The 26,970-nt window shown below is 61.2% G+C and carries 25 protein-coding genes and 1 tRNA gene; 14 read left to right on the top strand and 12 right to left on the bottom strand.

Annotation, left to right across the window (positions count from 1 at the left end; genetic code table 11):
• Positions 1 to 71 precede the first annotated feature (71 nt).
• Positions 72 to 2,789, bottom strand: coding sequence for a DNA-directed DNA polymerase (locus tag HZR20_RS10150; protein ID WP_181686479.1), 2,718 nt, complete (start codon positions 2,787 to 2,789; stop codon positions 72 to 74).
• Between the two features lie 95 nt (positions 2,790 to 2,884).
• On the opposite strand from HZR20_RS10150, the gene HZR20_RS10145 reads away from it, so the two are divergent.
• Genes HZR20_RS10145 through HZR20_RS10135 form a run of 3 tightly spaced genes read left to right on the top strand, consistent with a single transcriptional unit; the run spans position 2,885 to position 3,926 of the window.
• Complete coding sequence (locus HZR20_RS10145) at positions 2,885 to 3,076, top strand: DUF7331 family protein (RefSeq protein WP_181686651.1); 192 nt, start codon at positions 2,885 to 2,887, stop codon at positions 3,074 to 3,076.
• A gap of 59 nt (positions 3,077 to 3,135) precedes the next feature.
• Positions 3,136 to 3,447, top strand: a complete 312-nt coding sequence (locus HZR20_RS10140; RefSeq protein ID WP_181686478.1) for a DUF7322 domain-containing protein — start codon at positions 3,136 to 3,138, stop codon at positions 3,445 to 3,447.
• 53 nt (positions 3,448 to 3,500) lie between these two features.
• Positions 3,501 to 3,926, top strand: a complete 426-nt coding sequence (locus HZR20_RS10135; RefSeq protein WP_181686477.1) for a DUF7346 family protein — start codon at positions 3,501 to 3,503, stop codon at positions 3,924 to 3,926.
• Between the two features lie 34 nt (positions 3,927 to 3,960).
• Here HZR20_RS10135 and rad50 read toward each other — a convergent pair whose 3' ends face one another.
• From rad50 to HZR20_RS10120, 3 genes are all read right to left on the bottom strand, one after another.
• Positions 3,961 to 6,633 (bottom strand): DNA double-strand break repair ATPase Rad50, encoded by a 2,673-nt coding sequence (gene rad50, locus HZR20_RS10130; protein WP_181686476.1) that lies wholly within the window; start codon positions 6,631 to 6,633, stop codon positions 3,961 to 3,963.
• The gene (mre11, locus tag HZR20_RS10125) at positions 6,630 to 8,096 is read right to left on the bottom strand and encodes a DNA double-strand break repair protein Mre11 (protein WP_181686475.1); all 1,467 of its coding nucleotides are present in this window, start codon (positions 8,094 to 8,096) and stop codon (positions 6,630 to 6,632) included. The genes rad50 and mre11 overlap by 4 nt, the downstream gene beginning before the upstream one ends.
• Before the next feature lie 71 nt (positions 8,097 to 8,167).
• The gene (locus HZR20_RS10120) at positions 8,168 to 8,434 is read right to left on the bottom strand and encodes a MarR family transcriptional regulator (protein WP_181686474.1); all 267 of its coding nucleotides are present in this window, start codon (positions 8,432 to 8,434) and stop codon (positions 8,168 to 8,170) included.
• A 193-nt stretch (positions 8,435 to 8,627) separates the two neighbouring features.
• On the opposite strand from HZR20_RS10120, the gene pan1 reads away from it, so the two are divergent.
• The 4 genes from pan1 (at position 8,628) to HZR20_RS10100 (ending at position 12,100) form a co-directional block, all read left to right on the top strand.
• Positions 8,628 to 9,839, top strand: coding sequence for a proteasome-activating nucleotidase Pan1 (gene pan1 / locus HZR20_RS10115; RefSeq protein WP_181686473.1), 1,212 nt, complete (start codon positions 8,628 to 8,630; stop codon positions 9,837 to 9,839).
• 79 nt (positions 9,840 to 9,918) lie between these two features.
• Positions 9,919 to 10,992: a histidinol-phosphate transaminase gene (hisC, locus tag HZR20_RS10110; protein ID WP_181686472.1), complete on the top strand. Its 1,074-nt coding sequence runs from the start codon at positions 9,919 to 9,921 to the stop codon at positions 10,990 to 10,992.
• Positions 10,989 to 11,495 carry an adenylate kinase family protein gene (locus HZR20_RS10105; protein ID WP_181686471.1) on the top strand — a complete coding sequence of 169 codons (507 nt, stop codon included), beginning with the start codon at positions 10,989 to 10,991 and terminating at the stop codon, positions 11,493 to 11,495. Before hisC ends, HZR20_RS10105 begins: the two co-directional genes overlap by 4 nt.
• Positions 11,492 to 12,100, top strand: coding sequence for a CDP-alcohol phosphatidyltransferase family protein (locus HZR20_RS10100; RefSeq protein ID WP_181686470.1), 609 nt, complete (start codon positions 11,492 to 11,494; stop codon positions 12,098 to 12,100). Before HZR20_RS10105 ends, HZR20_RS10100 begins: the two co-directional genes overlap by 4 nt.
• Before the next feature lie 14 nt (positions 12,101 to 12,114).
• Here the strand turns inward: HZR20_RS10100 and HZR20_RS10095 are convergent, their stop codons facing one another.
• Both HZR20_RS10095 and HZR20_RS10090 read right to left on the bottom strand, forming a co-directional pair.
• Positions 12,115 to 14,310 carry an LUD domain-containing protein gene (locus tag HZR20_RS10095; protein WP_181686469.1) on the bottom strand — a complete coding sequence of 732 codons (2,196 nt, stop codon included), beginning with the start codon at positions 14,308 to 14,310 and terminating at the stop codon, positions 12,115 to 12,117.
• A complete protein-coding gene (locus HZR20_RS10090; protein ID WP_181686468.1) occupies positions 14,307 to 14,822 on the bottom strand; it encodes an LUD domain-containing protein in 516 nt (171 codons plus the stop codon). The genes HZR20_RS10095 and HZR20_RS10090 overlap by 4 nt, the downstream gene beginning before the upstream one ends.
• Before the next feature lie 150 nt (positions 14,823 to 14,972).
• Between HZR20_RS10090 and HZR20_RS10085 the strand changes: the two genes are divergently transcribed.
• A complete protein-coding gene (locus HZR20_RS10085) occupies positions 14,973 to 15,515 on the top strand; it encodes a multiprotein bridging factor aMBF1 (RefSeq protein ID WP_181686467.1) in 543 nt (180 codons plus the stop codon).
• A gap of 13 nt (positions 15,516 to 15,528) precedes the next feature.
• On the opposite strand, the gene HZR20_RS10080 is transcribed toward HZR20_RS10085, so the two are convergent.
• Positions 15,529 to 16,086 (bottom strand): response regulator, encoded by a 558-nt coding sequence (locus HZR20_RS10080; protein WP_181686466.1) that lies wholly within the window; start codon positions 16,084 to 16,086, stop codon positions 15,529 to 15,531.
• A 116-nt stretch (positions 16,087 to 16,202) separates the two neighbouring features.
• On the opposite strand from HZR20_RS10080, the gene tpiA reads away from it, so the two are divergent.
• Together tpiA and dinB are read left to right on the top strand one after the other, a co-directional pair.
• Positions 16,203 to 16,850, top strand: a complete 648-nt coding sequence (gene tpiA / locus HZR20_RS10075; protein WP_181686465.1) for a triose-phosphate isomerase — start codon at positions 16,203 to 16,205, stop codon at positions 16,848 to 16,850.
• Positions 16,851 to 17,194: 344 nt separating this feature from the next.
• Positions 17,195 to 18,520 (top strand): DNA polymerase IV, encoded by a 1,326-nt coding sequence (gene dinB / locus HZR20_RS10070; RefSeq protein WP_181686464.1) that lies wholly within the window; start codon positions 17,195 to 17,197, stop codon positions 18,518 to 18,520.
• 39 nt (positions 18,521 to 18,559) lie between these two features.
• Here dinB and HZR20_RS10065 read toward each other — a convergent pair whose 3' ends face one another.
• Positions 18,560 to 18,913, bottom strand: a complete 354-nt coding sequence (locus HZR20_RS10065) for a hypothetical protein (RefSeq protein WP_181686463.1) — start codon at positions 18,911 to 18,913, stop codon at positions 18,560 to 18,562.
• Between the two features lie 126 nt (positions 18,914 to 19,039).
• On the opposite strand from HZR20_RS10065, the gene HZR20_RS10060 reads away from it, so the two are divergent.
• From HZR20_RS10060 to HZR20_RS10050, 3 genes are all read left to right on the top strand, one after another.
• Positions 19,040 to 20,710 (top strand): ATP-binding protein, encoded by a 1,671-nt coding sequence (locus HZR20_RS10060; RefSeq protein ID WP_181686462.1) that lies wholly within the window; start codon positions 19,040 to 19,042, stop codon positions 20,708 to 20,710.
• 257 nt (positions 20,711 to 20,967) lie between these two features.
• Entirely contained in the window at positions 20,968 to 21,204 is a 237-nt protein-coding gene (locus HZR20_RS10055; RefSeq protein WP_181686461.1) for a hypothetical protein, read from the top strand.
• 348 nt (positions 21,205 to 21,552) lie between these two features.
• The gene (locus HZR20_RS10050) at positions 21,553 to 21,699 is read left to right on the top strand and encodes a hypothetical protein (protein ID WP_181686460.1); all 147 of its coding nucleotides are present in this window, start codon (positions 21,553 to 21,555) and stop codon (positions 21,697 to 21,699) included.
• A gap of 311 nt (positions 21,700 to 22,010) precedes the next feature.
• On the opposite strand, the gene HZR20_RS10045 is transcribed toward HZR20_RS10050, so the two are convergent.
• From HZR20_RS10045 to HZR20_RS10035, 3 genes are all read right to left on the bottom strand, one after another.
• Positions 22,011 to 22,188: transfer RNA gene (locus HZR20_RS10045), tRNA-Trp, on the bottom strand.
• A gap of 41 nt (positions 22,189 to 22,229) precedes the next feature.
• On the bottom strand, positions 22,230 to 22,457 hold the full coding sequence (locus HZR20_RS10040; protein ID WP_181686459.1) for a DUF5795 family protein: 228 nt from the start codon (positions 22,455 to 22,457) through the stop codon (positions 22,230 to 22,232).
• A gap of 70 nt (positions 22,458 to 22,527) precedes the next feature.
• Positions 22,528 to 23,421: a DUF5794 domain-containing protein gene (locus tag HZR20_RS10035; protein WP_181686458.1), complete on the bottom strand. Its 894-nt coding sequence runs from the start codon at positions 23,419 to 23,421 to the stop codon at positions 22,528 to 22,530.
• Between the two features lie 461 nt (positions 23,422 to 23,882).
• Here HZR20_RS10035 and guaB point away from each other — a divergent pair, with 461 nt between their 5' ends.
• Positions 23,883 to 25,373 carry an IMP dehydrogenase gene (guaB, locus tag HZR20_RS10030; RefSeq protein ID WP_181686457.1) on the top strand — a complete coding sequence of 497 codons (1,491 nt, stop codon included), beginning with the start codon at positions 23,883 to 23,885 and terminating at the stop codon, positions 25,371 to 25,373.
• 66 nt (positions 25,374 to 25,439) lie between these two features.
• Here the strand turns inward: guaB and HZR20_RS10025 are convergent, their stop codons facing one another.
• A complete protein-coding gene (locus HZR20_RS10025) occupies positions 25,440 to 26,621 on the bottom strand; it encodes an outer membrane protein assembly factor BamB family protein (protein WP_181686456.1) in 1,182 nt (393 codons plus the stop codon).
• Positions 26,622 to 26,970: the final 349 nt, after the last annotated feature.

The raw sequence follows: 26,970 nt of genomic DNA, 5'->3' as shown, positions 1-26,970 counted from the left end.
CACAAGATATTTGCTTTGGCTGAATCAGAAAGAATCTTGCCGAACGATGAAGTCGATGGGGACTGTCCGTCTCACATGTACTGGCCGAGCCCCGTCTGCTCTTGGCCGCTTTTGACCTCTTGCCAGGAGACGTCTAAAGCCTCGATGACGCGGGCGATCGGTCCCTTGAGGGTCTTTTCGAGCATTTTCTCCCAGTCGACCTCGAATTCCTCGGGGATCTGTTCGGCGACGTCGAAACAGATCACGTCCGGATCGCGTTTGAATTCGCCATAGATGAGGTCCCGGGAAGGATCGAGACCGCGTTCGTCTTCGATCCGTCGGAAGTACTCGGGGTGGACTTTCTTCAAATAAAGGCGCTTGGGCTTGCTCCCGCGATCGAAGTTCGTCCCAAGTAACTCGTTTGCGTACTTCGCCCCCCGGACCTGGGCGGTATCGGTGTCGTAATTGTCCAGGCGCTTGCCGATCCCACCGGGGATACCCACGTCCTCCATATTGACGTTGCCTGCCTGGAAGTCCTCGATCACGTCGTGAAGATACTCCGTGACGGCGTCGACATCGCCTTCGGTGACGATCAAGTCGAGAACCTCCTTCTGGACGCGCTTGGTGATCGGCGCGATGTCCGAGCGCTGGTACTCGAAACCGGTGATGTCGATGTCGTCGACATCCTTGCCCTCTTTCCAGACGATGTGGCCCGCGTAGCGCTTCTTCTTCCCCGCCTGGAAGAACCGCCGGTAGAGCTTCTCGAACTCGATCTGAAAGCGGTGCTCATCGGCCTGTAGCGTCTCGCGGGCGAACTCGTCGTAGGAGGCGTTGATCGCCTCCTCGATCTCGAAGGAGCGATCGATCGCATCCGCGACCGACATATCATCCTCCATACTTATCATAACGCTGTCGGTATCCCCGTAGGTCACCTCGTATCCGAGGTCGTTGACAGCCGATTCGGTGTACTCGATGACCGATCGCCCCGTCGCGGTCACGGCGGCGGCGTTGTCCTTGTCATAGAGCCTGAATCGATCCCATCCCGAAACGCCGTAGAGAGAATTCATAATAACCTTGACAGCTCCTTGCTGCCGGTCATAGAGCTCGTAGGCCTCGGTTCCGGGTTCGTGATCGTTTCGGAGGGACTTCTTCTCTTCGCGCTCTGATAATAGTTCTTCGACCATCTCCCGAACGATCCCGTCGGGTTCTTTCCGGAAGTGCTGGCCGCTGGGATCGGGTGCCCGGAACGTCTCCCCGTCGTAGGTCTCTGGATCAACCTTCGTCTCCGGGGATGCGTTAATCGTCACCATACACATCGGATAGAGAGATTTCAAGTCATGGACACTTACCATCTCCTTGATCCCGCTGATCGGCTCGAAGACGGCCCCGCCCTCGAACTCTTCGCCGGACTCGACGGTGCCCTTCGAGGGCAGAACGAAATTCCCGAAGGCCTTGTGGAGGACGTACATGTCGACGGCGTCCCCTGGTGTGGGGGCGTCCTCGAGTTTGCACCCGACGAAGGAGGCCACCTCCTCGAAGAAGGCGATGATGTCCTGCTTGCGGTCGAGTTCGACGCACAGTTCGACGTCCCGGAGGTTGTACTCCAGCAGGCGTTCGGGATTCTCTTCCCAGAGCGTGCCGATGTCGCCCGTGTAGGTTTCTTTGCCGGCCCCGAGTTCAGCCTGGCCGACATCCTCTAAACGGTAGGAATCGAGTTCCGTGAACTGCGTCCGCTTGTAGGCCCGCAGGAGATCGAACACGACACGGCCCTTGATATCCGGGCCTTGCCAGTCGGACCGCCACACTTCGTTGACGCGGGACAGCCGGTTCATGTCGAGATTTTCCTCGGCCCGAGCGTCGAGAACGTCCAGTCGGTCGATGAAATAGGGTGCGTCGAAATCACCGAAGTTCCACCCGGTCAGCAAGTCTGGATTCGTTTCCTCGATGTAGTCGAGAAACGCCCCAAGCATCGCCTCCTCTTCGTCGAAGACGCGGACGTCGGCCTCGAAATCGTCTTCCAGGGGTTCGTAGCCATCGAGTGCCTCCGGCGGGTCGATTCCGACTGGCGAGTCATACAGCCAGACGACGTACTCGTCACGATAGGAGTCGTGGCTGGTGAGACAGATGATCGGCTCCTCGCCGTCTTCGGGGAAGCCCGAGCGGTCTTCGACCTCGATGTCGAAGGTGTTGACCCGCGCCTCGGCGTCGTAATCGACGGCCTCGATTTCGTCGTGGGGGACCCGGATCGAACCGTCGTCAGTTCGCCGCGCTGGGACGCGAACGCCGCTGGTGATGTCCTTGTCGATCAGCAGACGGTTGGGAAAGAGAATGTCCGCCTCGTAATGGTCGAAGTCGTCACGGATCTGCCCGACGTCACGCGGTGTGCGACCGAAGATCCGCATCAGTTCCTCGCCGCGGATGGACTCGTAGGCGTTCCCGTCATCGTCAGTGTATTCCCACCCGGTGATCGCATCGTAGCTTGCGAGGCGGTCTTCATCGACGGACGCTGCTGGCGCATAGAAGTACGGTTTGAACTCGTAGACGCGGATATGTTCTAGCTCGTGGTCGCTGGTACGACCAAAGACGTGCAAGACAGGATATTCGTCGTCTCCGCTACCCTCGATCGTGTAATCGACCTGCGTGACGAAGAGCTCGACCGTCCCGTCGGCCTCGGGATATCGCCACTCGCTGGTCTCGACGACGCCAGCCTGGTGGCCGCCGTTGCCGGCGACGGCCTGGGCCTCTTCGTTCGGTCTGTCGACCCCCCCGTCGAAATCGTCCAGGCCGATCTGTTCCCCGGAATCTACCATTGGCGTAGCGTTCGCCTGCCCGTGCAAAAACTCCCCGGTCGCCTGCCGAGGGAACAAAGTTTATGCCATGTCATACCATACCACTTATCGTAGTTATGACGAACCCCGCCGACGGACGCCGGAGCGACGGAGTGCCGAGCGGGGAGCAACGTCTCCCCGAACCGTCCGAGACGGCCGCAACCGTCGAGTTCTACGAGACTGACGACGGCACTGTACTCTACGACGCAGAGAACCCGCTTTCGTGGGTGTTCAGCGACGACGCTATCGATCTCTCGGCCCATCGGTAGCTATCCTTCGGTCACGCCTACCCGAAGCCGATTTGAGGCCGGCGACCCGAACGTACAGCGTGTCCGATCGCGACCTTATCGACGATCTCGTCGGCGACAACGACGACCAGCCGACGGATCTAGTCCCGGCGGTCGACGTGCCCGAACCGGACCCCGGCGAGGATGCGCTCGATGGGGCAGTCGCGGCCCTGTTCTGGCGACTCGTCTTGGTGTTCAACGTGGCGCTGTTTGGCGTCACTGTCGGGCCGATGATGCTGTACTTTCGAGGCAATCTCCGCATTGGTGGCGGCTTACTCGCGGTCGGGCTGCTTTTCGCCGGATACGGATTCGCTCGATACTGGGCGTTCAAACGAGAGCGGCTTGCAGACTGACAGTCTCCCTTGGCCGTCCAAAGTGCTATCCCGGCGCGAGCGAAATGGCGACCATGCGGACGGTACGTGACGAGCATGGACGGACGTATCTCCTCGTCAAGCGGTCGGGGTCGGAGTGGCTCGTTCGCGATCCCGAGACCGGCCAGGAGTCCTATCGGCCCGAATCGACCCTCGAACCGATCGAGGAGTCCCCGCTAGAGGCAGTCTCAGCAACCGTTTCGAGCCCGGTACGGGCTGTCCTCACTGCGGTCCGGACTGAACAGGCGCTTGGCTTACTCCTCGAAATCAATCGCGACGGCCCAGTGGCCGTCACTACGTTGCTCGATCGCTACGAGTACTGCGAGAGCGATCTGCATGGCCAACTGGCCGAGTTTCGGGCTGCTGGGTTGATCGAGGAAGAATCGGTTGCCGGAAAACGGGGCTACGGGACGACTGACGTGGCGACGGACGCGCTTGCGACAATACTCGATACGGAGTGAACCTGCCTCTTCGTGGCTCTGTCGCTCCCACCGATCAATCCGCCGGCAGGGCAGTTGCCTCGCGGCGGCTCACAGTCGAGCGATTGGTTGTGGCGTCCTTGCTGACGTGAACGAGGTCGTCGGCCGCATCGACGAGTTCGTCGTCGTGGCTGACGACGACGATCTGCTCGACGCCGATCTCCGCGCGCATGTACTCGATAAGTTCGAGCAGTTGTGAGACGTGCCCCGAATCCAGGAAGACGGTCGGTTCGTCGAGAATCAGCGGGGGGGTCGGTGCCGTCCCTTCGATCCCTTCGGCCAGGAGCCGGTAGATCGCCGCCCGGAGACTCAGATTGAACAATGCTCGTTCCCCGCCCGAGAGCTGGTCTGGGTCGAGGGCCTGCCCGTCTTTCTGGTAGATCGTCAGGTGATATTCTTCATCGAGTTCGATCCGATCGTAGGAGTCGTTCCGATAGACGAGGTCGAACGTGTCGTTGAGCATCCGCTCTAAGGTCTCGACGTTTCGCTTGCGGAGTTCGGCCCGAAGCTGGCCGTACATCTCCTGTAATTGCTCGGCCTCGTCGTACAGCGAATCGAGCCGGTCGACAGTGGCAGCGAGTTCCTCGCGACGGTCCCTGAGTGACTGCAACTCCTCGATCTCGTTTTCGAGAGCTCCTTTTTTGCCCTGCAGGTCGTCGCGGCGCTGTTCGAGGCGCTCGATTTCCTCGCGGACCTCTTCGAGATAGGTTTCCGCTCGGTCCTTGTCCGCCCTGGCTTCTTCGAGGCGGTCCTCGTCGATCGCCTCTTCGAGATCGGCCCGTCGTTCCCGGAGCGCCGTCAATCGCTCCCGTCGCTCGTCGTTCATCTCGGCCAGTTGCTCGCGGCGCTCGCGGCGTTGCTCGATCGCGTCTGCAATGTCCTCGCGTTCCTCCAGCCATTCGAGAATATCTTCGATGGTGTCGATCCGATCCGACAGCTCCGCGCGGCCCTCGTTGCAGTCCGCGATCGCTTCTTGGGCCTCCTTGGCCGCTGCTTTTGCTTCTTCGGCCTGTTCACGATGTTCCTCGGCCTGTTCGTCCAGTTGGTCGGCCTCATCTCGAAGGGTCTCGATTCGCTCGCCTGTCTCCTCGATTGTCGTTTCCCGATCGCCGATCAGTTCCGCGAGTGTCTCGCGCTTCTCCTGGAGGCGGTCGTACTCACTCTCACGGTCGAGGAGCGCTTTGGCGCGTTCCAGCCGGTCTTCGAGCGTCGCATAATCGTCTTCTACGGCCTCACGTTCGGATTCCAGCTCCTGGCGTCGCTCGCGATCGGCTTCGAGCGTGTCGACACGCGGTGCGCCCTCGACTGACTGGCCACACTCCGGACACTTGCCCGCGTCGAGGAGTTCTTCTGCCTCCTGAATTGTTTCTTCCAGGTGTTCGATGGTCGCCCGGGTCGACGTGAGTTCGTCGTCGATCTCGTCCAGTTCGTCCTGGACCTCCTCGCGGAACGTGTCTGCCTCACCGAGGGCGATCGGCGCGTCCTCGAAGGTCGCCTCGATCGCGTCGATCTGCTCGTCGACGTCTGAAAGCGTCTCGCGACGGTCGGCCAGATCCTCCCGTGTGTCTTCGAGGTCGGACTCAAGCTCGTCGGCACGCTCGCGCTTCTCGGCAGCCCGAGTCTCGCACTCGTCGGTTTCCTCGCGGTGTGACTCGGCCTCGTCGCGGTGGCGTTGGGCGTCGAGTCTGTGACTCTCGATGTCGTCACGGAGGTCCTCGTCCTGTGATCGCAGTTCTTCGAGCTGATTTTCGAGTGCTCCGCGGTCGGCATCCGCGGCCAGTTCCGTTGATTCAATCGCCGAGTCGATGGTCTCCTCGACCTCTTCGCGCCGTTCACGGTGCTCACGGATCTCCGTCTGCAGTTGCTCGCGCTTCGATTCTGTCGCCTCGACCGTCTCAGTCAGGTCGTCGACCTCGCTCTCGACCTCGTCGAGTTCGTCGCGTCGCTGTTCGTACTCTTCCAGGGCCGATTCGGCGTCCGAGAGCGTCTCCTTTGCAGTCTCGCGTTGCTCTTCGTAGTTTTCGAGTTCCTCCCTCACGGACGCCAGATCCGTCTCGGCGGCGTTGCGTCGCTCGTGGAGGTCTTTGGCTTCCTTGGCTTCGATCTGTTCGTCGAGCTGGGAGAGCGAGCCTTCCTTGTCCTGCAAGACGCGGCCGACCCCGACGCGGGCGTCGCTGGCCCGCTGGCGGTATTCCTCTAAGCGACCGAGCTGGAGGAGGTCGTCGATCATGTCCTGGCGCTCGCTCGCGGTCGCGTTGATCAGCTTGTTGACTTCGCCCTGGCGGACGTACGCACAGTTGACGAACGCCGCGTGATCCATCCGCAACAGTGTAGCAACCCGATCGCGGACGTCGCGTGCGCCCTCAACCGTGCCATCCGGTTCTTCGAGGACGCATTCGACTGTCGTCGCCCGATCGTCGCGGACGCGGAGGCGTCGTTTGATGTGATAGGACTTTCCGCCGTGGGCGAACCACAGCTCGATCGTGGCTTCCTCGGCCCCGATCGTCACCAGGTCTTCGAGCGTTCGATCGAGCGCCCGCGCCCCGTACAGGGCGAAGAAGGCGGCTTCGAGCAACGATGACTTCCCGCTGCCGTTGACACCGTGAATGACCGTCACGCCGCGATCCAGTCGCAGATCGGCGTCGGTGTAGCACTTGAAGTTCTCCAACCGGATGCGCTCGAATCTCATAGGTACTCCTCCATCGTGGCCTGATCCTCGCCGTCCCCGTCAGGGTGGGACTGGTCTCCGGGAGCAGCTTCGTCAGTGCCGGACGAGTCGTCGCTGACGCCAGCGTCTTTGGCATCGTCGTCGTTTGGCTGCGTCTCGGAATCGTCGTCGTGAGGCTGTGTCTTGGAATCGTCGTCGTGACGTTGTGTCTTGGAATCGTCGTCGTGACGTTGTGTCTCGGAATCTTCCTCAGCCGGGCCAGCTGAGTCGACGGGGCTTTCGTCGGCCACGCCCGTTGGGTCGACATCGTTCTCGTCGGTGTCGTCCTGGGATTCCTCGGTCTGTTGCTTGTCAGAATTAGCCTCGGGCGGGGCCGGCTCGAAAGTGTCGGCGTCGGCGTCCGTTACCAGTTCGCGAACGCGGCCCTGGACGGAATCGTCGACGTTCGAGTCGGCGACCTTGCTCGCCCGGACGACCTCGTCGAGTTCCTGGGCGGCGGGACTGAGGCCGAGTTGCTGGATACGTTCGTGGACGGCGTCGTCTGGATCGGCGAAACTCACCTGGTAGGCTGATTCCTCGTCGATCTCCCGGCGATCGTTGACGCGGGCGATCAGGGCCCCGCGATCGCGGGCGAACTCCTCGATCCCGGCCGGCGGCACTGGCTCGCCCTCGCCCTCGATCGTGACGATGACGACGGCGTCCGTCAGGTCGTGCTGGCCGACTCGTTCGCGCACTCGTTTTCCCCCTTCTCCCTCGGCGAGTTCGACGTCAACGAAGACGAACTCGCGGGTCTCGATGGATCGACGTCGAATATCCACCTCGTCGTCGAACGTGACGATGTTGTACCCGCGTGCCTCTCGCTCGTCCGCGCTCGCCCGCTCGGTCGAGCCACAGTAGGTGAGCCACGTGCCCTCAACCTCGCGCTTGGCCGGGGTGTGGTCATCACCGAGCAACATCACGTCGAACGCGACGTCGGACTCACTGAGAATTTCGCGGGCGTCCCAGTCGCCGTGGTCGAACGGTTCGAACAGGCCGTGTGAGACGAGAGCCGCGTGGTCGGCGTCGTGTGGTTCGAAGTCGTACTGATAGGCGTCTCGCTGGGCGCGCGCAACGAAGTCCAGCCCGTAGAAGGCGGTATCGCCGATCACGGTCGGCGTCGCGTCGAGTCGCGTCGCCAGGTCGAGTGACTCGAACAGATCGAGCCACTGGGCGTCGCGTTTCCCTTCGTGATTGCCGACGACGGCCAGGAACGGAATCTCCGCGTCAGCAAGGTCACGGAGGATCGACATCGCTCCCATGATGTCTTGCAGTCTGGGTCGCCGATCGTGAAAGAGGTCGCCGGCGTGAACAACGGCGTCGACATCCGACTCGATAGCGTCGGTCGTGACCGTTCGAAACCCATCCAGGAAGTCCGACTGGCGCTCGGCGGAATGGTACTGCCGATAGCCAAGGTGAGTGTCGCCGGTGTGTATCACCTGCGTCATTGCCGGCGGCTACGCGACCGGGTCCTAAAGACGTTCCGCGAGGTGGGTGAAAGTGGACGACGAGCCCGCGATCACTCGATCGACAGGGTGTAGACGCGCTTGCGGGCGTCGGCAAACGAGAACCGCGAGTCGACGACGCCGACGTCTTCGAGGCGATTTAGCGCGTACCGAACCGTCCGGGCCGGCAACAGCGTCTCGTCGGCGAGTTGGCTCTGGGTCAAGCTGTCGTTGTATTCGAGGGACTTGGCGACGAGTTTCGCACTCGGTGGCAGCTCTTCGACGGCTTCCCAACCGGGGTCCTGTGCTGGCTCGACCTGTGGTGACTCCGTGACGCTCATCGTACTCCGTCGTAACTGATACAGGGTGATAATATTTACTATCTCTAATTATAACTTTTGGTTATTCTCTACCCATGTCACCTGCCCTGTCGATCAAGTCGAAGAACGGTCAGGATTTGCCTCAACTGCCGGATTGGGCGAGTATTCGTCGTGACCCGAAGCCTCTTGTTGGCAGACCCGCTAGGGACGTTCAATGACGGATACGGTGGACGACGTCGAGCAACCGTACGACGAAGACGCGTCCCAACAGGAGAAACTCGAAGCGCTCGAAGAACAACTCGACATCCTCGAGGACCAAAACGAGGAGATGCGGGACAAGCTGCTGGATGCCAATGCCGAGAACAACAAGTACCAGCAGAAACTCGAACGCCTCAACCACGAGAACAAGAAGCTCAAGCAGTCCCCGCTGTTCGTGGCAACGGTCCAAGAGCTAACTGACGAGGGCGTCATCATCAAACAGCACGGGAACAACCAGGAAGCCCTCACCGAAGTCACCGACGAAATGCGCGAGGACATCGAACCCGACGAACGTGTCGCGGTCAACAACTCGCTGTCGATCGTCAAGACGCTTGACGACGAGACGGACGTTCGTGCTCGCGTGATGCAGGTCGATCAGAGCCCACAGGTGACCTACCAGGACATCGGTGGGCTTGACGACCAGGTTTCGGAAGTTCGCGAGACCGTCGAGATGCCCATGAAGAATCCCGGCATGTTCGACGAGGTTGGTATCGATCCGCCCAGTGGTGTCCTGCTGCACGGCCCGCCAGGGACCGGGAAAACGATGCTGGCGAAAGCCGTCGCCAACGAGACCGACGCCACCTTCATCAAGATGGCTGGCTCGGAACTGGTCCACAAGTTCATCGGCGAGGGCGCGAAACTCGTCCGCGATCTCTTCGAACTCGCACGCCAGCACGAACCCGCCGTGATCTTCATCGACGAGATCGACGCGATCGCCTCGAAGCGAACGGACTCAAAGACCAGCGGCGACGCCGAGGTTCAGCGGACGATGATGCAACTCCTTTCGGAGATGGACGGCTTTGACGACCGCGGGGAGATCCGCATCATCGCCGCCACCAACCGCTTTGACATGCTCGACCGCGCCATCCTCCGGCCCGGTCGCTTCGACCGCCTCATCGAGGTGCCAAAGCCGGAAATCGAGGGCCGCGAGCAGATCTTCGAGATCCACACCCGCGAGATGAACCTCGCCGAAGACGTCGACTTCGCTCGCCTGGCTGAAGAAGCGACGGAGGCCAGTGGGGCCGACGTCAAGGCGATCTGTACCGAGGCTGGGATGCTCGCCATCCGCGACGACCGGACTGAGGTCACCGAGGCCGACTTCGTCGACGCCTGGGAGAAGATCCAGGCCGAAGAGGAAGACGACGAAGTTTCGAAGACGTTCGCCTGAGTGGCCTGTTTTCCCGATTCGAACGCCCCGTAGCGACAGGTATGCACGCTTAAGAGTGCCCGCCCCCCACCCTTCGGGTATGAACCCACGGGACCTCTCTTCCCACACTGTCTATCGTGCCGGGCGCGGGATCGAAGAGACCGCCCGCGAACTCGGCGTCGACCCCGACGACCTGATCAAACTCTCTTCGAACGAGAACGCCATCGGCCCGAGTCCAAAGGCTGTTGAAGCGATCCGCGAGCACGCCGAACGGATTCACGCCTATCCGAAAGCCTCCCACGCTGATCTCGTCGAGCGGCTGGCCGACCGCTGGGACGTCGACCCGGCCCAGATCTGGCCGGCAAACGGGGGCGACGGTGCGATGGACGCCCTTTCCCGCGCGATGCTTGACCCCGGGCAAGCCGCACTGGTCCCCGACCCGGACTTTACTTATCACTCGATGAGCGCCCGGTATCACCACGGCGAGGTCCACACCTATCCGCTCGTGGCCGACGACGGCTTCCACCAGTCACCCGATCGCGTCCTCGATGGCTACGACGGCGAGCGAATAGTCTACCTGACGAGCCCGCACAATCCCACGGGATCGCAGGTTTCTCTCGACGAGATCGAAGCAATCGCCGACCGGACCGACGAGGAGACGCTCGTGGTCGTCGACGAGGCCTACAACGAGTTCGCCGACCGTCCGAGTGCCGTTGAACTTGTTAGACAGCGCGATGACGTCGCGGTCATCCGCACGTTCTCGAAAGCGTATGGTCTCGCCGGCCTTCGACTCGGGTACGCCATCACGCCCACGGAGTGGGCCGATGCCTACGAGCGAATCAACACGCCCTTCTCGGCGAGTGAGCTCGCTTGCCGGGCCGGATTGGCCGCACTGGACGACGAGGAACACATCCAGAAGATCCGGGACCTTGTCGAGTGGAGTCGCGAATACTATCAGGACAATCTCGACGCGAGGACCTACGAGAGCGGCGGAAACTTCGTTCTCGCGGAGGTCGGTGACGCGACGCGCGTCGCCCAGGAGAGCAAAGAGCGGGGCGTGATCGTCCGGGACTGTTCGAGCTTCGGTCTGCCCGAACACGTCCGGATCACCTGTGGGACCCGTGCGGAGACGAAGACGGCGGTCGAAACCATCAACGAGGTGCTCGATTCGTGAGGGTCGCCGTCACTGGGACGCCCGGCACTGGCAAAACGAGCGCAACGGACCGTCTGGAACGGGATCTGGATGTCGTTCATCTCAACGAAGTCATCACGCAGGAAGGGCTTTCACAGGGCGTCGACGACGAACGCGATTCGACGATCGCCGATCTCGACGCCGTCCGGGACTGGTTCGACGGGCGCGACGATGTCGTCGTCGAATCTCACCTCGCCCATCACCTTCCAGTCGATCGCGTGATCGTCCTCCGCTGTCATCCCGAGACGATCGAACAGCGACTGAGCGACCGCGGCGAGAGCGAAGAAAGCGCACAGGAAAACGCCGAGAGTGAGGCCCTGGACGTCATTCTCGTCGAGGCGATCGAGGAGCACGGCGGCGAATCAGTCTACGAGATCGAGACGACCGATCGCTCGCCTGAGGCGGTCGCCACCGAGATCGAAGCCGTCATCGACGGGGATCGCAAGCCAGGGGCCGGGGCGGTATCCTACATCGACTACCTATGACGCTCGATCGGCTCCGTCCACTCACGGACCGACTGCTCGACCCGTTCGTCGCAGTGAGCGTTCGGCTCGGGCTCACGCCGAACGCCGTCAGCGTCGTAGCACTGCTCGTCGCCGGTGGGGCCGCCGTCGCGTTCTACTTCGGCCCATCTGCGCCGAGCTGGTATCTCGCGGGCGCATTCCTGGTGTTTCTCAACGGCCTGCTCGATCTGCTTGACGGTGCAATCGCTCGGGAACTGGGAACCGAATCGGCGGCCGGTGACCTGCTCGATCACGTCTTCGATCGCTATGCTGACTTGCTCGTCCTCGTCGGGCTAGCTGGGGGCATCGACCGCTGGGATCTCGGTGTCGCAGCGATCACGGGCGTGTTGATGACATCCTACTTGGGAACCCAGGCCCAGGCAGTCGGACTTGACCGGGTTTATGGCGGTCTCTTGGGTCGGGCTGATCGCCTCGCACTCACCGGGGTTGTTGGCGTCGTGGCGTTCGTGTACGGCGAGCCAATCCGTGGCCTTTCGGTCGTCGGCTGGTTGCTCGTCGTCTTCGCCGTCGTCGGTCACTTCACCGCGATCCAGCGACTTGTGGTGTCGCTTCGGGATCTGGACTGAGCTTTCGCGGACGCTTACTCCTCCTCGGGCGCGATCAACTCGACCGGGTGTGTCGCTGGTCGATCGAGCAGATCAGTCAGTTGGTCATGACAGGACGTGCCACTCGCCACGACCCGCCGATCTTCAGTCTCGGGCGTGGTGAATTGTTCGCGGAGGTCGTCACCGACGGCCATGCTGACGTCGTAATACTGCTGTTTGAAGCCAAAGGAGCCGGCCATCCCGCAGCACTCGACCTCCGAGGTGACCATGTCGTAGCCCACTTCGTCGAGGATCGCTTCGGTGTGAGCCGCCAACCCGAGCGTCCGTTGCTGACAGTGGCTGTGATAGGCGATTTCCTCGCCGTCGCCGTCGGCAAGCGCGTCGAGGTCCGCGCCGTTTTCGAGGCGGCCGAAGACGTACTCCAAGACCTCGTAACTGTTTGTCGAAAGTCGGTCGAACGCTTCCTCGGGGAGCAACCGACGGTAATCGTTCCGGAGCATCGCGAGGTCGCTCGGCTCGACCATAACCACGTCGCGCCCGGCTTCGAGGTGGGGTTCCAGCGCGTCGGCGACGGTTTCGGCGTGCTCGCGGGCCGTCTCGATCATGCCCTGTGAGAGGGCGGCGCGGCCGCTTTCGGTCACGTCCGCGACGTGGACTTCCACGTCGAGGGCTTCGAGCGTCCGGATCGCGGCTTTGCCCCGCTCGACGTGCATGTAGTTGGTGTAGGTGTCGGCGAGCAGGACGACTTCGCGCTCGGGGTCTGCTGGCGGTTCTCGACCCTTGGCCCACTTGCGGAGCGTCCCGCGCGTGAATTTCGGCATCTCTCGCCGGCGATCGACGCCGAGCAGTTTCTCGGCAATCCACCGGGACGGCGGGGCCGCGGCGGCCCAGTTCGACAGCGGGGCGAACGCGCTGCCGAGTGTCGCGACGGTGGCGAAATTCCCGAAAAAGCGCTTCTGGAGGTCCAGGCCGGCGGGTTCCTCGTCTGGCGTCAGTCCGGTGACGAGGTGATCGAACGTGTCCGGATCCTCGCCGCGGTTGAGTCGATCCCGCACGACGGTGTTGATCCAGGGGATGTCTATCTTGACGGGACAGGCTTCAGTACAGCGACTGCAGCCGGTACAGAGGTCGTTGAACTCTTCGGCGCTTTCCTCGCCACCGATACCGGCCTCCCAGCCAGTGGCGATCCCGCCGGTGTAAGTCTCCCCGCCGAAGGCGTGACCGCCGACCTGTTGGAAGTTGGCACACGAATTGGCACATGCAGAACACCGGATACAGTAAAGCGTCTCCCGGAGGTCGTCGTCCTCGCGCATCGCCATGCGGCCGTTGTCCACGAGGACGAGGTGGAACTCGCGGTCGTCCGGATCGCCCAAGCGGTCGCCATTGAACGTGGGCGCGTCGATCGGTGGTGTCAGCAGCGAAATGTAGGAGGTGATGTCCTGGCCCGTTCCAGAGCGCCCTATCAACTCGACGAACGGCTGGAGGTCCTCCACGCTGGGAATTATCTTTTCGACGCCGGCCACCGCGACGTGGGTGTCCGCGCTGGCGACGGTCTTGCGGGCGTTCCCCTCGCTGGTCACGAGTGCCATCGTCCCGGAGTCGGCCGTCAGAAAGTTCGCGCCCGTCATGCCCACGTCGGCGTCAGCGATCTGGTCGGCCAATTGCTCGCGGGCGAAGTTCGTGAGGTCCTCGGCCGTTTCCAGGGGGACGTCGGGATCGAAGTGGTCCTCGAACAGGTCCGCGATTTCCGCACGTGATTTGTGGATCGCGGGGGCAACAAGGTGGGACGGGGCTTCCTCAGCCACCTGTAACACCCACTCGCCGAGGTCGGTTTCGACGACGTCGACGCCAGCGCTTTCGAGGTGTTCGTTGACGTCGAGTTCCTCCGTCGTCATTGACTTGCTCTTTGCCACGCTGTCGGCATCGGCGTCTTTGGCGATTGATTCGATATATTCGTTGGCGTCAGCGGCGTCTTCGGCAAGATAGACCGTGCCGCCGTTTGCCTCGACGGCGGCCGTGAGTTCCTCGATCAGCTCGGGCAATCTCTCGATGGCGTCTTCCTTGATCGCGCGTGCCTCGTCTTTGAGGGCTTCGTAATTCTCCAGGTTGGCGACCGACTCGTACCGATCGTCGTTGAACCCCTGGGTGTTGGTCTCGATAGCGGCGCCTTCGGTGTCGAGGATCTCCCGGATTTTCGCTGCCTTCGCACGTTTCGAGGTTTTCCCGCTCATGATTCGATGATAACGATGTGGACGTGTTTCGGCCCGTGGACGCCACGGACGAGTGCCCCCATGTCCGACGTTGCACTGGCTCCCGTCGCCACGATCGCGTCACCGCGTTCCTCACGCAGGTGTGGGCCGAGTGCCTCGAAGGCTTCGGCCATCGATCCGACGATATCCGACTCCTCGATAACGACGACATGTGTTCCGGAAAAGAGGCTCATCAGTTCGGAGCCGTTCGGGTCGGATTCGAGGACAACGCTGCCGTAATCAGCGATGGCCAGGGTCGCCGGTGTCACGCCGGTCGTGGCCGTCCGGATCGCTGTTGGATCCGGATTTGTCTCGACACGTTCCGGGAGTGTGACGCCATCGATCGGGAGTTCCACGCCGACTGCCGGCGACTCGATCAGTGCTGTAAGCGTCGATTCGATGTCGTCCAGTCCGGTTGTCGTCCAGTCCACCTCGATCTCGGCGAGCGAGGTGGTAAACTGCTCGACCGGCGACTCATTCGTCGTCTGTGACATTGCCCAGCCTCCGTCCTAAATCGGGATGAGGATGGGGAAACCGGCAGGATACGCGGGCACTCGATAGTGGTCGTTTGACTCCATCGCGGAAATCGCTTCGCCACCCAGGTAGGCGTACGATTTATGCCCCGGCGCAGGCAAAGGACTCACATGGTACAGTGTGAGATGTGCGGGGCGGAGACCCAGTCGCCCAACACGATCAAAGTGGAGGGTGCGGAACTGGATGTCTGTGATGAGTGTACTGACTTCGGGACCGAAGTCCAGACTGCGGACTCGGGATCGGCGTCGACGAAGTACTCGACGGGCAGCTCTTCCAGTTCGAGCGCGTCAAGTTCCGACGGGTCGCCATCAACATCGAGTTCGGCGAGTCAATCAAGCGGCGGCCGCCGACAGGACATGTTCGATGAGATGGACGAACTCGTCCAGGACTTTGACGAGCGTATCCGGGCAGCCCGCGAATCAGCCGGGCTCAGCCAGAGCGAACTCGCCGACCAACTCAACGAAAAGGCGAGCCTCATCCGGCAGCTCGAACACGGCGGCCACCTCCCCAGCGACGACGTTCAGGGGAAGCTCGAACATGCACTCGACATCACGCTGACGGAAAGCGGTGATGAAGGCGACACTGACTGGGATGGCGGCTCGGACGTCGGCGAATACACGCTCGGTGACGTTGTCGAGCGCAAGGATTCTTAAAAAGGCGGGCCGGTCAATTTCCGCGCGTAATCTGACGTTCTTCGAGTGACTCCGCTAGTTCCTCGACATCGGCTTCGAGTCGATCAATTTCCCCTTCGAGCGCTGTGAACCGTTCGCTATTTGTCAGTTCCGGGCGTGTCTTCTCCACTTCGAGGACGTTGCGCTTGAGCTTCTTGGCCGTGAGCTTTCGGCGCTGTTCGTTGTACTTCGAAATCGTTTCCAGGCGATCGACGACGTTTCGTAGTGTCCCTTTACTCACCGGCTTGACGACGTAGTCGTCGACACCCAGGTCGATAATGTCGAAGTCAGGATCGACAGCGGTCACCATCGCTACCTGGACGTCGATACCCTGCTCTTCGATGGTTGCGAGCACTTCGTTCCCCGAGACGACGGGCATGCGACGATCGAGGAGGACAAGATCAACCGTCGCGTCGAGTTCGTTGATGGCCTGCTGGCCACCGTAGGCTGTCCGAACGTCGTACTGATCGGTGAGATACTCCGCGTACAGGTCTGCTAAGTGATCTTCGTCTTCGACGATAAGGACAGTCGTCGCCTCGCTCCGGTCAGTCACGCCGTATGATTACGTCGAGAGGGTCTTAACCGTCACTGTTTGGGCCGAATCTGATGCTGTCACAGACGCGACGGTTCGAAACCTATTTTCGCCCGGTCGACACAGTATGAAATGCAATGTTCGTTCTTGTCAACCTCAAGACCTACCCCTGTGACCCGGTCGAAGTCGCCGAGGCCGCACGGGACGTAAGCGAAGCGTCCGGCGTCCGCATCGGTGTCGCCGCACAGGCGGCCCACCTCGAAGCGGTCGCCGACACTGGCGTCGAGACCTGGGCCCAGCACGTCGACCCGATCGAGTATGGCTCGAACACCGGCCACACGCTCGCCGAGAGCGTCGCTGACGCCGGTGCCGTCGGCACGCTGATCAATCACTCCGAACAGCGGCTCAAACTCGCCGACATCGACGGTTCGGTTGAGGCCGCTGAACGGGCCGGGCTGGAAACCTGCGTTTGTGCAAACAACCCCGATCAGATCGCCGCCGCCGCGGCGCTCGGTCCCGACTCGGTTGCTGTCGAACCGCCGGAACTTATCGGCACTGGCACGCCCGTCAGCAAAGCCGACCCGGACATCGTGACGGATGCAGTCGAGGCCGCTGAGGCCGTCGACGCTGCCGTCGATGTCTACTGTGGTGCCGGTATCTCGACCGGCGAAGACGTCGAGTCCGCCGGTGACCTGGGTGCGACCGGCGTGCTCCTGGCCAGTGGTGTCGCGAAGGCCGACGACCCGCGCGCTGCCCTCGAAGACCTCGTCGAACCGCTTTCCTGATCGATTCGAGCCGTTCGGTCGGTCTCGCGACCGATCCAGTCTTCTGCTACGACGATCACCGTCTCTATACCCTCGGGAGTTCAAACTGGTCGGCCTCACTATCGGACAGGCGGGGAAACCATTAAGTATGACAATGTGTAACACTCACATGGAACCTCGCAGAGGGTTCCCGACGGGAACCACCGTCGTGAACGTCCGGGAGTCGAACCGTGCGCAAGCGACGCCACGACCGCCGGTACGCGACCCCGGCGGGTTTCTGTGTATTTCACGACCCAGCAGCGCGTATAGCCCGCCAAGCGTTCCGGAGCAGCAACTTCCTTATCGCCGTGGGCTAAACAGTGCGTATGCCACGGCCGGGTACGCTCCCCATCGATTCGCCCACCGACGAGCAGATCGTCTGTCACGTCGATGCGGACTGCTTTTACGTCTCCTGTGAGCGGCTGCGCGAGCCAGAACTGCGGGACGAACCGGTTATCGTTGGCATGGGGTATGCGGAAGGTGAGTCCCACGGTGCCGTCGCGACGGCGAGTTACGAAGCCCGCGAGTATGGCGTCGAGAGCGCTCAGTCGATCGAGGAAGCACTCGAAGCGCTCCCCCGCCGAGCGGATGCCGACGCCGACGAAGAGCCAACGGCGTACTATCGCCCAGTCGACATGGACTACTACGAGTCAATCAGCGACGACGTCCGAGACGTTTTGGACGAGTACGCAGACGTGGTCCGACCGGTGAGCATCGACGAGGCGTATTTGGACGTGACTGACCGGACAGACTGGGCGCATGCGGCGTCGTTCGGCGATGACCTGAAAGGGAAAATTCAGGACCGGGCGGGGATCGTCGTCAGCGTCGGCATCGCCCCGGCGATGAGTGCCGCCAAGATCGCCAGTGACGTGGACAAGCCGGACGGACTGACCGTCGTCGAACCCGGCGAAGTGCGGGCATTTTTCGGCCCGCTAGATGTCGAAGCGATTCACAACGTCGGCCCGGCGACGGCGCGGGAACTCCGGGAGATGGACATCGAAACGGCTGGAGATCTGGCGAGTGCGGACCCCGACCGACTCTCGAATCGCTTCGGCGAGCGCGGGCGGACGATCTATCGGTATGCCAGGGGCGAAGACGACCGCGACGTGACGCCCCGTGACGATCCCAAGAGTTTCTCGCGGGAGTCCGCCTTTTCGGAGGCAGTCAGTGAGTTCGACCGGGTCGAGAAACGGATTCAGACACTTGCCTCGGCCGTCGCTGATCGGGCTGCTCGAAACGGGGCGCTCTACCAGACCATCGGTATCAAAGTCGTCGAACCCCCCTTCGACGTCCACACTCGCGCCCGCTCGCTCTCAGGCCCCGTCGAGGACCCTGCGCTCGTAGCGGACGTCGCCGCTGACTTGCTTTCGGAGTTCGATAAGGCGAGTGTCCGGAAGGTCGGCGTTCGCGTGTCGAACCTGTCCTTCACTGATCGCGAGCAGGTAGCCCTCAGCGGGTTCGACACGGCGTCGACCCACGACGATGAGGAACCAGTTGTAAACGAGACAGAATCGATCGACGATCACAGCGACGACACGGTCGCCACTGAGGCCCAGACTGCAACCTCTGGCGGCGACCATGCAGCGATCTCGGGGGAGACGACGGGCAACCACAATCTGGCTGGGCAGACGTCATTGTTCGACTTCGGCTAGGGCGAGGTGTGCTGTCTGGTCCCTCGAATCGACTCGTTCTCAATCCAGTCCGCTGTCGAGGTTTTCCAGTAACTTCCCGGCGAACAGGCCCAGACGGGGCGCGATCGTGTCGGAATCGTCGCTGGGTGGATCGGCTGGCTGGGCGGCAAGCGTGGTGACGAACTGCTCGCCGTGGGTCATCGCTTGTATCATATCAACGACGTCGACAGTCAGTCCTTCGTCAGCGGTATCCATCTCCGGATGTCGGGTTTTCTCTTCGTCGGTGTATCTGATCGTCCAGGACGGTCCGCCGACGATTGCAAGGACGTCTTCGACGGCACCAACTGTGAGTCGATCCGCGTCGCTGGCCACGTAGACAGTTCCGTCCTCGACGATCGTTTCGTACCGCGCCATGTCACGTGTGGTTGCTATAGCTGTCTCAACACGTCCCTGGGATAAATACACACAGGTGCCCCATTCGTCGGACCACCGTCTGACGGAGAGTTATGGGCGTTGGGCTCTATCTGTTTCACAGAGAGTATGGGCGAGGACGACACGCGGACGATCACGGTCGCCGAGACATCCGATGGCCACGGTGGGACGAGCGAACCGGGCCAGTCGGTGTCGCTACCGGTCGTCGAACTCCTCACCGGACGCGGATTCATCACCGGCAAGAGCGGTAGTGGCAAGAGTAATTCCGCATCTGTGGTCGCCGAGAAGTTGCTCGATCAGGGCTTTGGGCTCCTCATTGTCGACATCGACGGCGAATATTATGGTCTCAAAGAGGAGTACGAGATTCTCCACGCCGGGGGCGACGAGGAGTGTGACATTCAGGTAACGCCCGATCACGCCGAGAAACTCGCGTCGCTTGCCTTAGAGCAAAACGTCCCGATCATTCTGGATGTCTCGAGCTTTCTCGACGAGCAGAAAGCCCGCGAACTGCTGACTGCCGTTTCACGGCAACTATTTGCGAAAGCCAAGAAATGCAAACAGCCGTTCCTCATGCTCGTCGAGGAAATCCACGAGTACATCCCCGAGAAGGGGAGTGTCGACGAGTGCGGGAAGATGCTCATCAAGATCGGCAAGCGCGGGCGCAAACACGGGCTCGGTATCGCCGGAATTAGCCAGCGGCCCGCCGATGTCAAGAAGGACTTCATCACGCAGTGTGACTGGCTCGTCTGGCATCGCCTCACCTGGAACAACGACACGAAGGTCGTCCGTCGCATCCTCGATGCGGACTATGCCGACGCCGTCGAATCGCTCGATGACGGCGAAGCGTTCATGATGAACGACTGGGCCGAACGCGTCCAGCGCGTCCAGTTCCACCGCAAACAGACGTTCGACGCCGGGGCGACCCCCGGTCTGGACGACTTCGAGCGGCCCGATCTCAAGTCCGTCAGCGACGATCTTGTCTCGGACTTGCAGTCGATTAGCGACCACCAGGAAGAGACCGAAGATCGCATTGCAGAATTGAAAGAGGAACTCGACCGCAAAAACTCTCGGATCGCCGAACTCGAACGCGAGTTACAGGATGCCCGAGACATGAGTCGAATGGCCGACCAGTTTGTCGACGCGCTGGTTGGACACGTCGATGGAGCCAACCCCGGTCGCACGGAACAACAGAAATTGCGGGCCAGTCACTCCCGGACAACGGAGCGTACCAGCGATGACGACCCGGCCCAGCGTGAACTGGTGGCCGACGGCGACGCGACGACTGTCGATTCGAACGGCACGGATTCTGAGGACGTGGTCGCCGATGCGATCGAGTCCTTCGAGGAGTTCGTCCCTGCGAGTGCCGACAGCGATATGCAGGATACTGATGGGTCGGATGTCGCTGCTGAGGCAACGCAGAGCAGCGGGACTGCCACACCGTCGATCGAGGAACTTCCGGACTTCGTCGGTCGCGTCCGGGCGGAGATCCGCACGCTCGAACCCAAAACGAAGAAGATGCTCGATTACTACCGTGAACAGGGCCCGGCCTCGCCGCTGGACGCCCACTTCGTTGCTGGGGGTTCAGGCGACCGGACGCACGCGTACTCCCGCAATCGAACGCTCCGGACGAAGGGGCTTATCGAGCACGTCGGCCAGGGCGCCTACGATTACCGATTGGAAACACTGTTGGAAACGCGGGGCCCCGAAGACGTCACCGACGACGATCTCGATACCTACGTCCATGCCGTCGAGGACTCGTTTGCTGACGCGAGTGAGTGACGACTCGAATCGAACGCGCAATCGATGGTGTCCGGTCGACTGTTGACGCACGCACCCATGAGTTGCTCCTTCCCTACTTCCTGGTCAACCGTTTCCATCGTGACTGTTCGGTCGATGCACTCTGGCCGTTCGGGCGTGAGTACACAACGTTTGCGGGCACCCCGACCTCCATTGTGGTTGGCCTACTTAGCGGACTACATAATACTCATGGTAAACAATGCCAAACAATGTTTAGTGTAGCCGCCGTCCCCTTCCCCGTGAGTGACACAACTGACGAGGGTAGCGAGACAGTGGCAAAGATGGATGACGGCATGATTGCGCCAGCTGTGATGGCTGCAATCGGGTCTGTGGCTCTGTCACTTTACTACTATTACGTCCGTGGCGAGAAACAGCGCGGCCAGTTTATCGGGCTTTGGCCCCCGACCATACTTGGCCTCGCCACGTACATCAAACTGGACGAAATACAGAAATTATTGTACGAACGTGATGGATAACGGGAAGACTTCCACACCTACTTTTGAAATGACGGCAGCGTGAAGCCTGCAGTACCCTGCTCACAACGTCGCCCGGAGCAAACCACGTCCTTGTGGCCGGATCATCGAACCGTGTAACTCGGGCTTTCGATGGCGTGACGCTAGTTGACCTACGTTTTCAGCGACTGAGGCTTCATATCGGTGAGCATGCTGGCATCCCACTCGTGGGCGTCGGTTGGTCCGTTCCAGGTGGGATCGAGCTGGGATGGGATTGCATCATGGTGAGTTCTCGTTCGGCGGCGAGGCGATCTTCGAGTGCTCTGGCGCGGGCGGCACGGGTGTTCGGGGCCGCACAGGGGGAGGTTCTCTGTGAGTTCCTCGAGGGTCTGGACGAGTTGCAGACGGACCGTCACCGAGGTCGAGCCACTCCTGCAGTGGGCGGTGATGAACGTCGGTTGTTTCCGAGAAAAGGCCCTACAAATCAGCGCCGCCGGCGATCGCACACAACTGGTGTAGATAGACAGTCTCATCTTCACCATCGTAACGGGACCGAGTGTAGGCATATCCCTGACCGGTGAGGGTCACAGACGGAACGTTTTGACGACGAGATTGCGCCGTCATAGCGCACACCTCTCAGAAATTTTAGCATGTTTTTCGGCGTTTCTGAAAACACCGAAAACCGGCCGCTCACTTACCTGAGGTAAAGAAAAATTAAAGCACAGTATGGGGTCGGAGAGATTATGAACCACGGTCCCAGCACACTGCTCCCTGATTCAAATCTCTCCGACTACATTTCTGCTGCTCGCGCGTTTGCTCACAGCAGGAAATGGGGTCGGAGAGATTTGAACTCCCGATCGACTGATATCTCCGGTAAGCGCCTCGGAACTCCAGAGGGTCATCAAAGCGCCGGTGATCAGCCGGTCGCTCAGTATATCAGTCTGGAGTGTCGTCCCGGGCGCCATTGCCTCTGGAGTCAGTCGCCATGCCGGACTTGGCCACGACCCCGCGCTCCGCTGTAGGACGATTTGCCGTAAATGGATTTCGATTCAGTCCCTGTCGGTCGCTTGCCACGCACACTCTTGGCACTTATACCCAGTGACGAATTCGGTGATCGAGGGCATATATCCAACTTCGAGGACGTCACCGCCACACTCGGGACAGTCCCGGTCGGCGTCGGCTATCGATTCGGCGTCCATGACGTCCTCGCCTTCGACGAGTTCGGCCAGGCTGACAGCCGTGACCATCCGTCCCTCGACGACGCGGTTTTCAGCCATACACACGCCTGGGGGTCGATGGTCCTAAACTTTCCTGTCAGCTTCGACTGGCACTGGCGGCTCTGTTCGATCACAGCCACGGACGCTGTCGAGGGCTCGACGTATCGTCGTCAGTGACCTGCGGGATTCCCGGTGATGAATCGGTCACGGCCGCTTTCGAGTCCTCTGTGTCGCCGTCGTGGACCGTCGACTGACCACCGTCCGTGGCTGGCTCGGAACGGCGCGGTTCCGGATCCGAACCGGGGTCCAGAGACAGCAGGACAGCAATCACCAACACCGCAAGCGGGAGTGGAGCGTCCGACGGGATCAACCCGTAGATCGATAGCACGAGTACGCCCAGTGCGACGGCGCTACCGAATCGGAATCGGTCGATGTCGACCGTCGTTCGCAGCCACGGGCCGAATATCGCGACCAACAGCGCGAACCCGACGCCAACACCGGCAGCGGCCGTCCCGCGGACGATCAGCCCTAGATCAGTCGTGATAGCCAGTTGGGCCCCGGAGAGATCGAGGCTGGCGACCAGCCCAAGCCCAACGACGAGCCCAGGCCGGGGTAGCACGTCGCCGATACGGGCGCTCGCGGTTTTGGCGGCGATCGCGAGGATCACCAACCCGGCGAATCGCTCGAAGATCGCCAGGTCGAGCAGGCTGCTGATCGTCGGGGCGAGGGCGGCTTCGATTGCTGCGATGGGGAGCAAGATCGCCCCGACGACCAGGACGGTTAAGACCTGTTCACGGGGAGAGCCATCGAAGTCCGCGAGGATGACGGCCACGGTCGCACTGCCGCCAAAGACGAGCAACCCAACTTCGACAATGCCGGCCGCGTTGCTCACGGCACCGGCAAGCACCAGTGCCGGGAAGACACCGTCAACCAGGGGGAGACACATGACAGTCGCAAGTAATCGACCGGCGCCACCGACCCGTCGCTCGATGGCCAGCGCGGTCGGATGTCTGGAGCTACTCATCACCTAGGGGCGGCCGTCTCCCGTGGCCCGTGGGTGATGGCGTTCGCCCCGATACCGTACTCGGTCGGGGTGAACAAACTCCGCCTCGCGTCCGGATCGGGGGGCGTGCCAGTGTCCTGGATTCAGTCCGCCCCCGCGTGTGAACGCATTCCCCATCGATTTCGAAAATGTGTGTCGTCCGTTAGAGTCGCCGCGCAGCTTGCAGGCGGTCCGCGTTCGGATGGGGATGGCGGAAGCCATGTGTGAAACAATGATGGATAGTGGTAAAAACGTTGCGTGAGAGGGGCCCGCAAAGATATGGATTCACAAGAGAATACCGGGACCGTTCAACCGGACTGTTCGTCTCACTCGGCAAAGCCGTCTCATTCGTCTATTTTTCTTCGCGTCTCTGTGACGAAGTAGCAAGACCCGATTCGGTCGTGACTCGCAACGTTTTTAGCGTGAGTGTTCCGACAGATTACATGGCGAACGACGACCGTCAGTTTTCGGCGAAACTGGACGAACCGGAAGCGTTGACTTTTGACGACGTACTTTTACGACCCAAAGAGAGTCGCGTCGAACCGGACGATGCACTAACGGAAACACGAGTCTCGAAAAACGTCACACTGAACGTCCCGGTCCTCTCGGCGGCGATGGACACCGTTACCACCGGCGATATGGCAATTGCGATGGCACGCCACGGCGGACTCGGCGTTATCCACCGGAACATGGATGTCGACCACATGGTCGGCGAAATCGAGCGCGTCAAGCGCGCCGACGAACTGATCATTCGGGATGTTGTGACGGCCAGCCCGGACCAGACCGTCCGGGAAGTCGACGCGCTGATGGACCGGAAGGGGGTCAGTGGGGCACCCGTGATCAACGACGACGACGAGGTCCTGGGGATCATCTCGGCGACCGACATCCGGCCGTATCTGGAAGTCGGTGAATCGGACGCCGTCAGCGAGGCGATGACTGACGAGGTCATCACCGCGAGCGAGGACGTCACGCCCCGGGACGCACTCGAATTGATGTACGATCACAAGATCGAGCGGGTGCCGATCGTCGACGACAAAGAGCGACTCATCGGCCTCGTGACGATGCAGGGCATTCTCCAGCGTCGTGAGTACGATCAGGCCGCCCGGGACGAAAACGGCCGCCTTCGCTGTGGTGTCGCGGTCGGCCCGTTCGAGCAGGACCGTGCCGTTGCCGCCGACGAGGCCGGCGCGGATGTCCTTTTCATCGACTGTGCGCACGCGCACAACCTGGACGTCGTCGAAAGCGCTCGCGAGATCAAATCCCAGGTCGAGGCCGACGTCGTGGTCGGCAACATCGGGACCCGAGAGGCTGCCGAGGATCTCGTCGACTTCGCCGACGGGCTCAAGGTCGGCATCGGCCCGGGTAGTATCTGTACGACCCGGATCGTCTCCGGGGCAGGAATGCCACAGTTGACGGCGACCGCGGAGGTCGCGGACGTGGCCGCAGATCACGACGTGCCGGTGATCGCCGACGGCGGGATCCGGTACTCCGGTGACGCGATCAAGGCCATCGCCGCCGGTGCCGATGCGGTCATGCTCGGGTCCTATTTCGCCGGGACCGACGAGGCCCCCGGACGCGTCATCACGATGAACGGCAAGAAGTACAAGCAGTACCGCGGGATGGGGAGCGTCGGGGCGATGAAATCCGGCGGTGGCGACCGCTATCTCAAGGACGTCGAGGAAGGCCAGGACGACGAGGAGTACGTCCCCGAGGGTGTCGAGGCTGCCACGCCCTATCAAGGGCCTGTCGAGGACGAGCTCCACCAGCTCGTCGGCGGCATGAAATCGGGCATGGGGTACGTCGGGGCGGAGTCAATCCCTGCATTCAAAGAACGGGCCGAGTTCGTCCGGGTCTCGGGGGCCGGCCAGCAGGAGAACCACCCCCACGACGTCGTCATCACCGACGAAGCCCCGAATTACCGGCCTGACGAGTAGCGTCATCAGCTATATTTCGTCTATCTCCGGACGGTTCAGTAGATCGAAGAGGGAGAGTGATCAGGATCACGTCGGTGGTCGGAACGCCCGGAGCTCTCCGTCCCGACTTGTGACCAGGATGCTACGACTCGCAACAGCGTGAGACGAGTGGACTATGGAGGATTCCGCGACCGACCATCGTTCGGTCTGCAGGTCGGTATCGAACGCTGCCACGTCTATATCGATAGAACCGGCGATAACAGTGTCGCCGACGACGATCGGCGACGAGTAGATATCTCCCTGGAGCGATCGCGATGCACTGCCTTCTCCGCTCTCGCGATCCAGTTTGACGAGATCGAACCCGTCGGTCACGTAGAGTGCAGTCTCCGTTACAGCCGGAGATGTCCACGATGTGAGGTCATCCCGTCGCCACCGCTGCTGGCCACTCTCGACATCCACGGCCACGATGCCTCCTTTCACACTCGATAGAACTGCTGTTCGACCGGCCACAGTGGGCGCAGCCCGCACCTTCTGTAGGGATACCCTCCACTGGCGCTCGTTAGATTCTCGATCGATAGCCCAGACTTCGTTCTCGCTCGGGACGCACACTGTGGTCTCGCTCACAGCCGGCGCGATGTCCATGCGTGCCTGCATCGCGTCAACCTCGTAGGTCGGCATGCTCCGGTAGCGCGAGATCTCCCCCGATTCAGTGTCGATGGTCAGTAGCCTGTCAGTCGTGCGGAGGAACACCGTATTGTCGGCGAACGTCGGCGAGAACAGCTGCTCGCCCTGTACGTCGATGGTCCACAGTCGTTCACCGTCAGTCGTTCGAAAGGCGAAGAGTCGTCCGCCATCGGGCGTTTCAATCGGGACGTACACGACTTGGCTATGACCATCCGGACTCGCGCTGACGGGTCCCGGAAGCTCGTTCTTCCATCGCAGATCGCCGTTTAAGTCGTACTGGGCGACGCCGTGGTACTGAGTGGAGACGTCGCCCGTCGCCACGAGGACGCCGTCGTCGACGACGATCGGGGAGACGCCTTCACCGCCCGTCTGTTTCAACCATTGGAGTTCGATCTCCTGTGGGACCGTACCCGACACGGTGCCCGTGTTCTGTGGATCGAACTGGACTGACGGCCACTCCTCCGGATATGACGCACTTCGGTCTTGCTCTGTAGAAAGGAGCGGCCCAGCACAGCCTGCAAGGGCGACTCCACAGCAGAGACCGATTGCTTCTCGTCGATAACAGTGGAGGGACAGCTTTGACATAAAGGGAAGAGCTGTGCTCCGAATATAAATATTTCGATTTAAACATTTATGCCGTGTAATATTACCATTCTACCTCTTCTCACGTATATGTTGAAACAAATAAATAATAACACGTATGGTACTTATATACCTAATTAGAAAATGTATTCCATTATTGTGGACCAAAAAGTTTAAACAGAAAGGGTGGAAATGACCTCTTGATGTCACGCCAAAACCAAGGTGTTGACAGTAGTCAGAGTCGCAGAACTTTCCTCGCAAATACAGCCACTGGGCCTTGTTTAGACGCTCGAAACCACGCAGTTCAGCGCCTCCTGAATTCGTATAGATTTCCTAGTAGCTCACGCTAAAT

This window comes from Halorhabdus salina, from assembly GCF_013839425.1.
Taxonomy (GTDB): Archaea; Halobacteriota; Halobacteria; order Halobacteriales; family Haloarculaceae; genus Halorhabdus; species Halorhabdus salina.
This window is presented reverse-complemented; position numbering and strand designations above follow the sequence as displayed.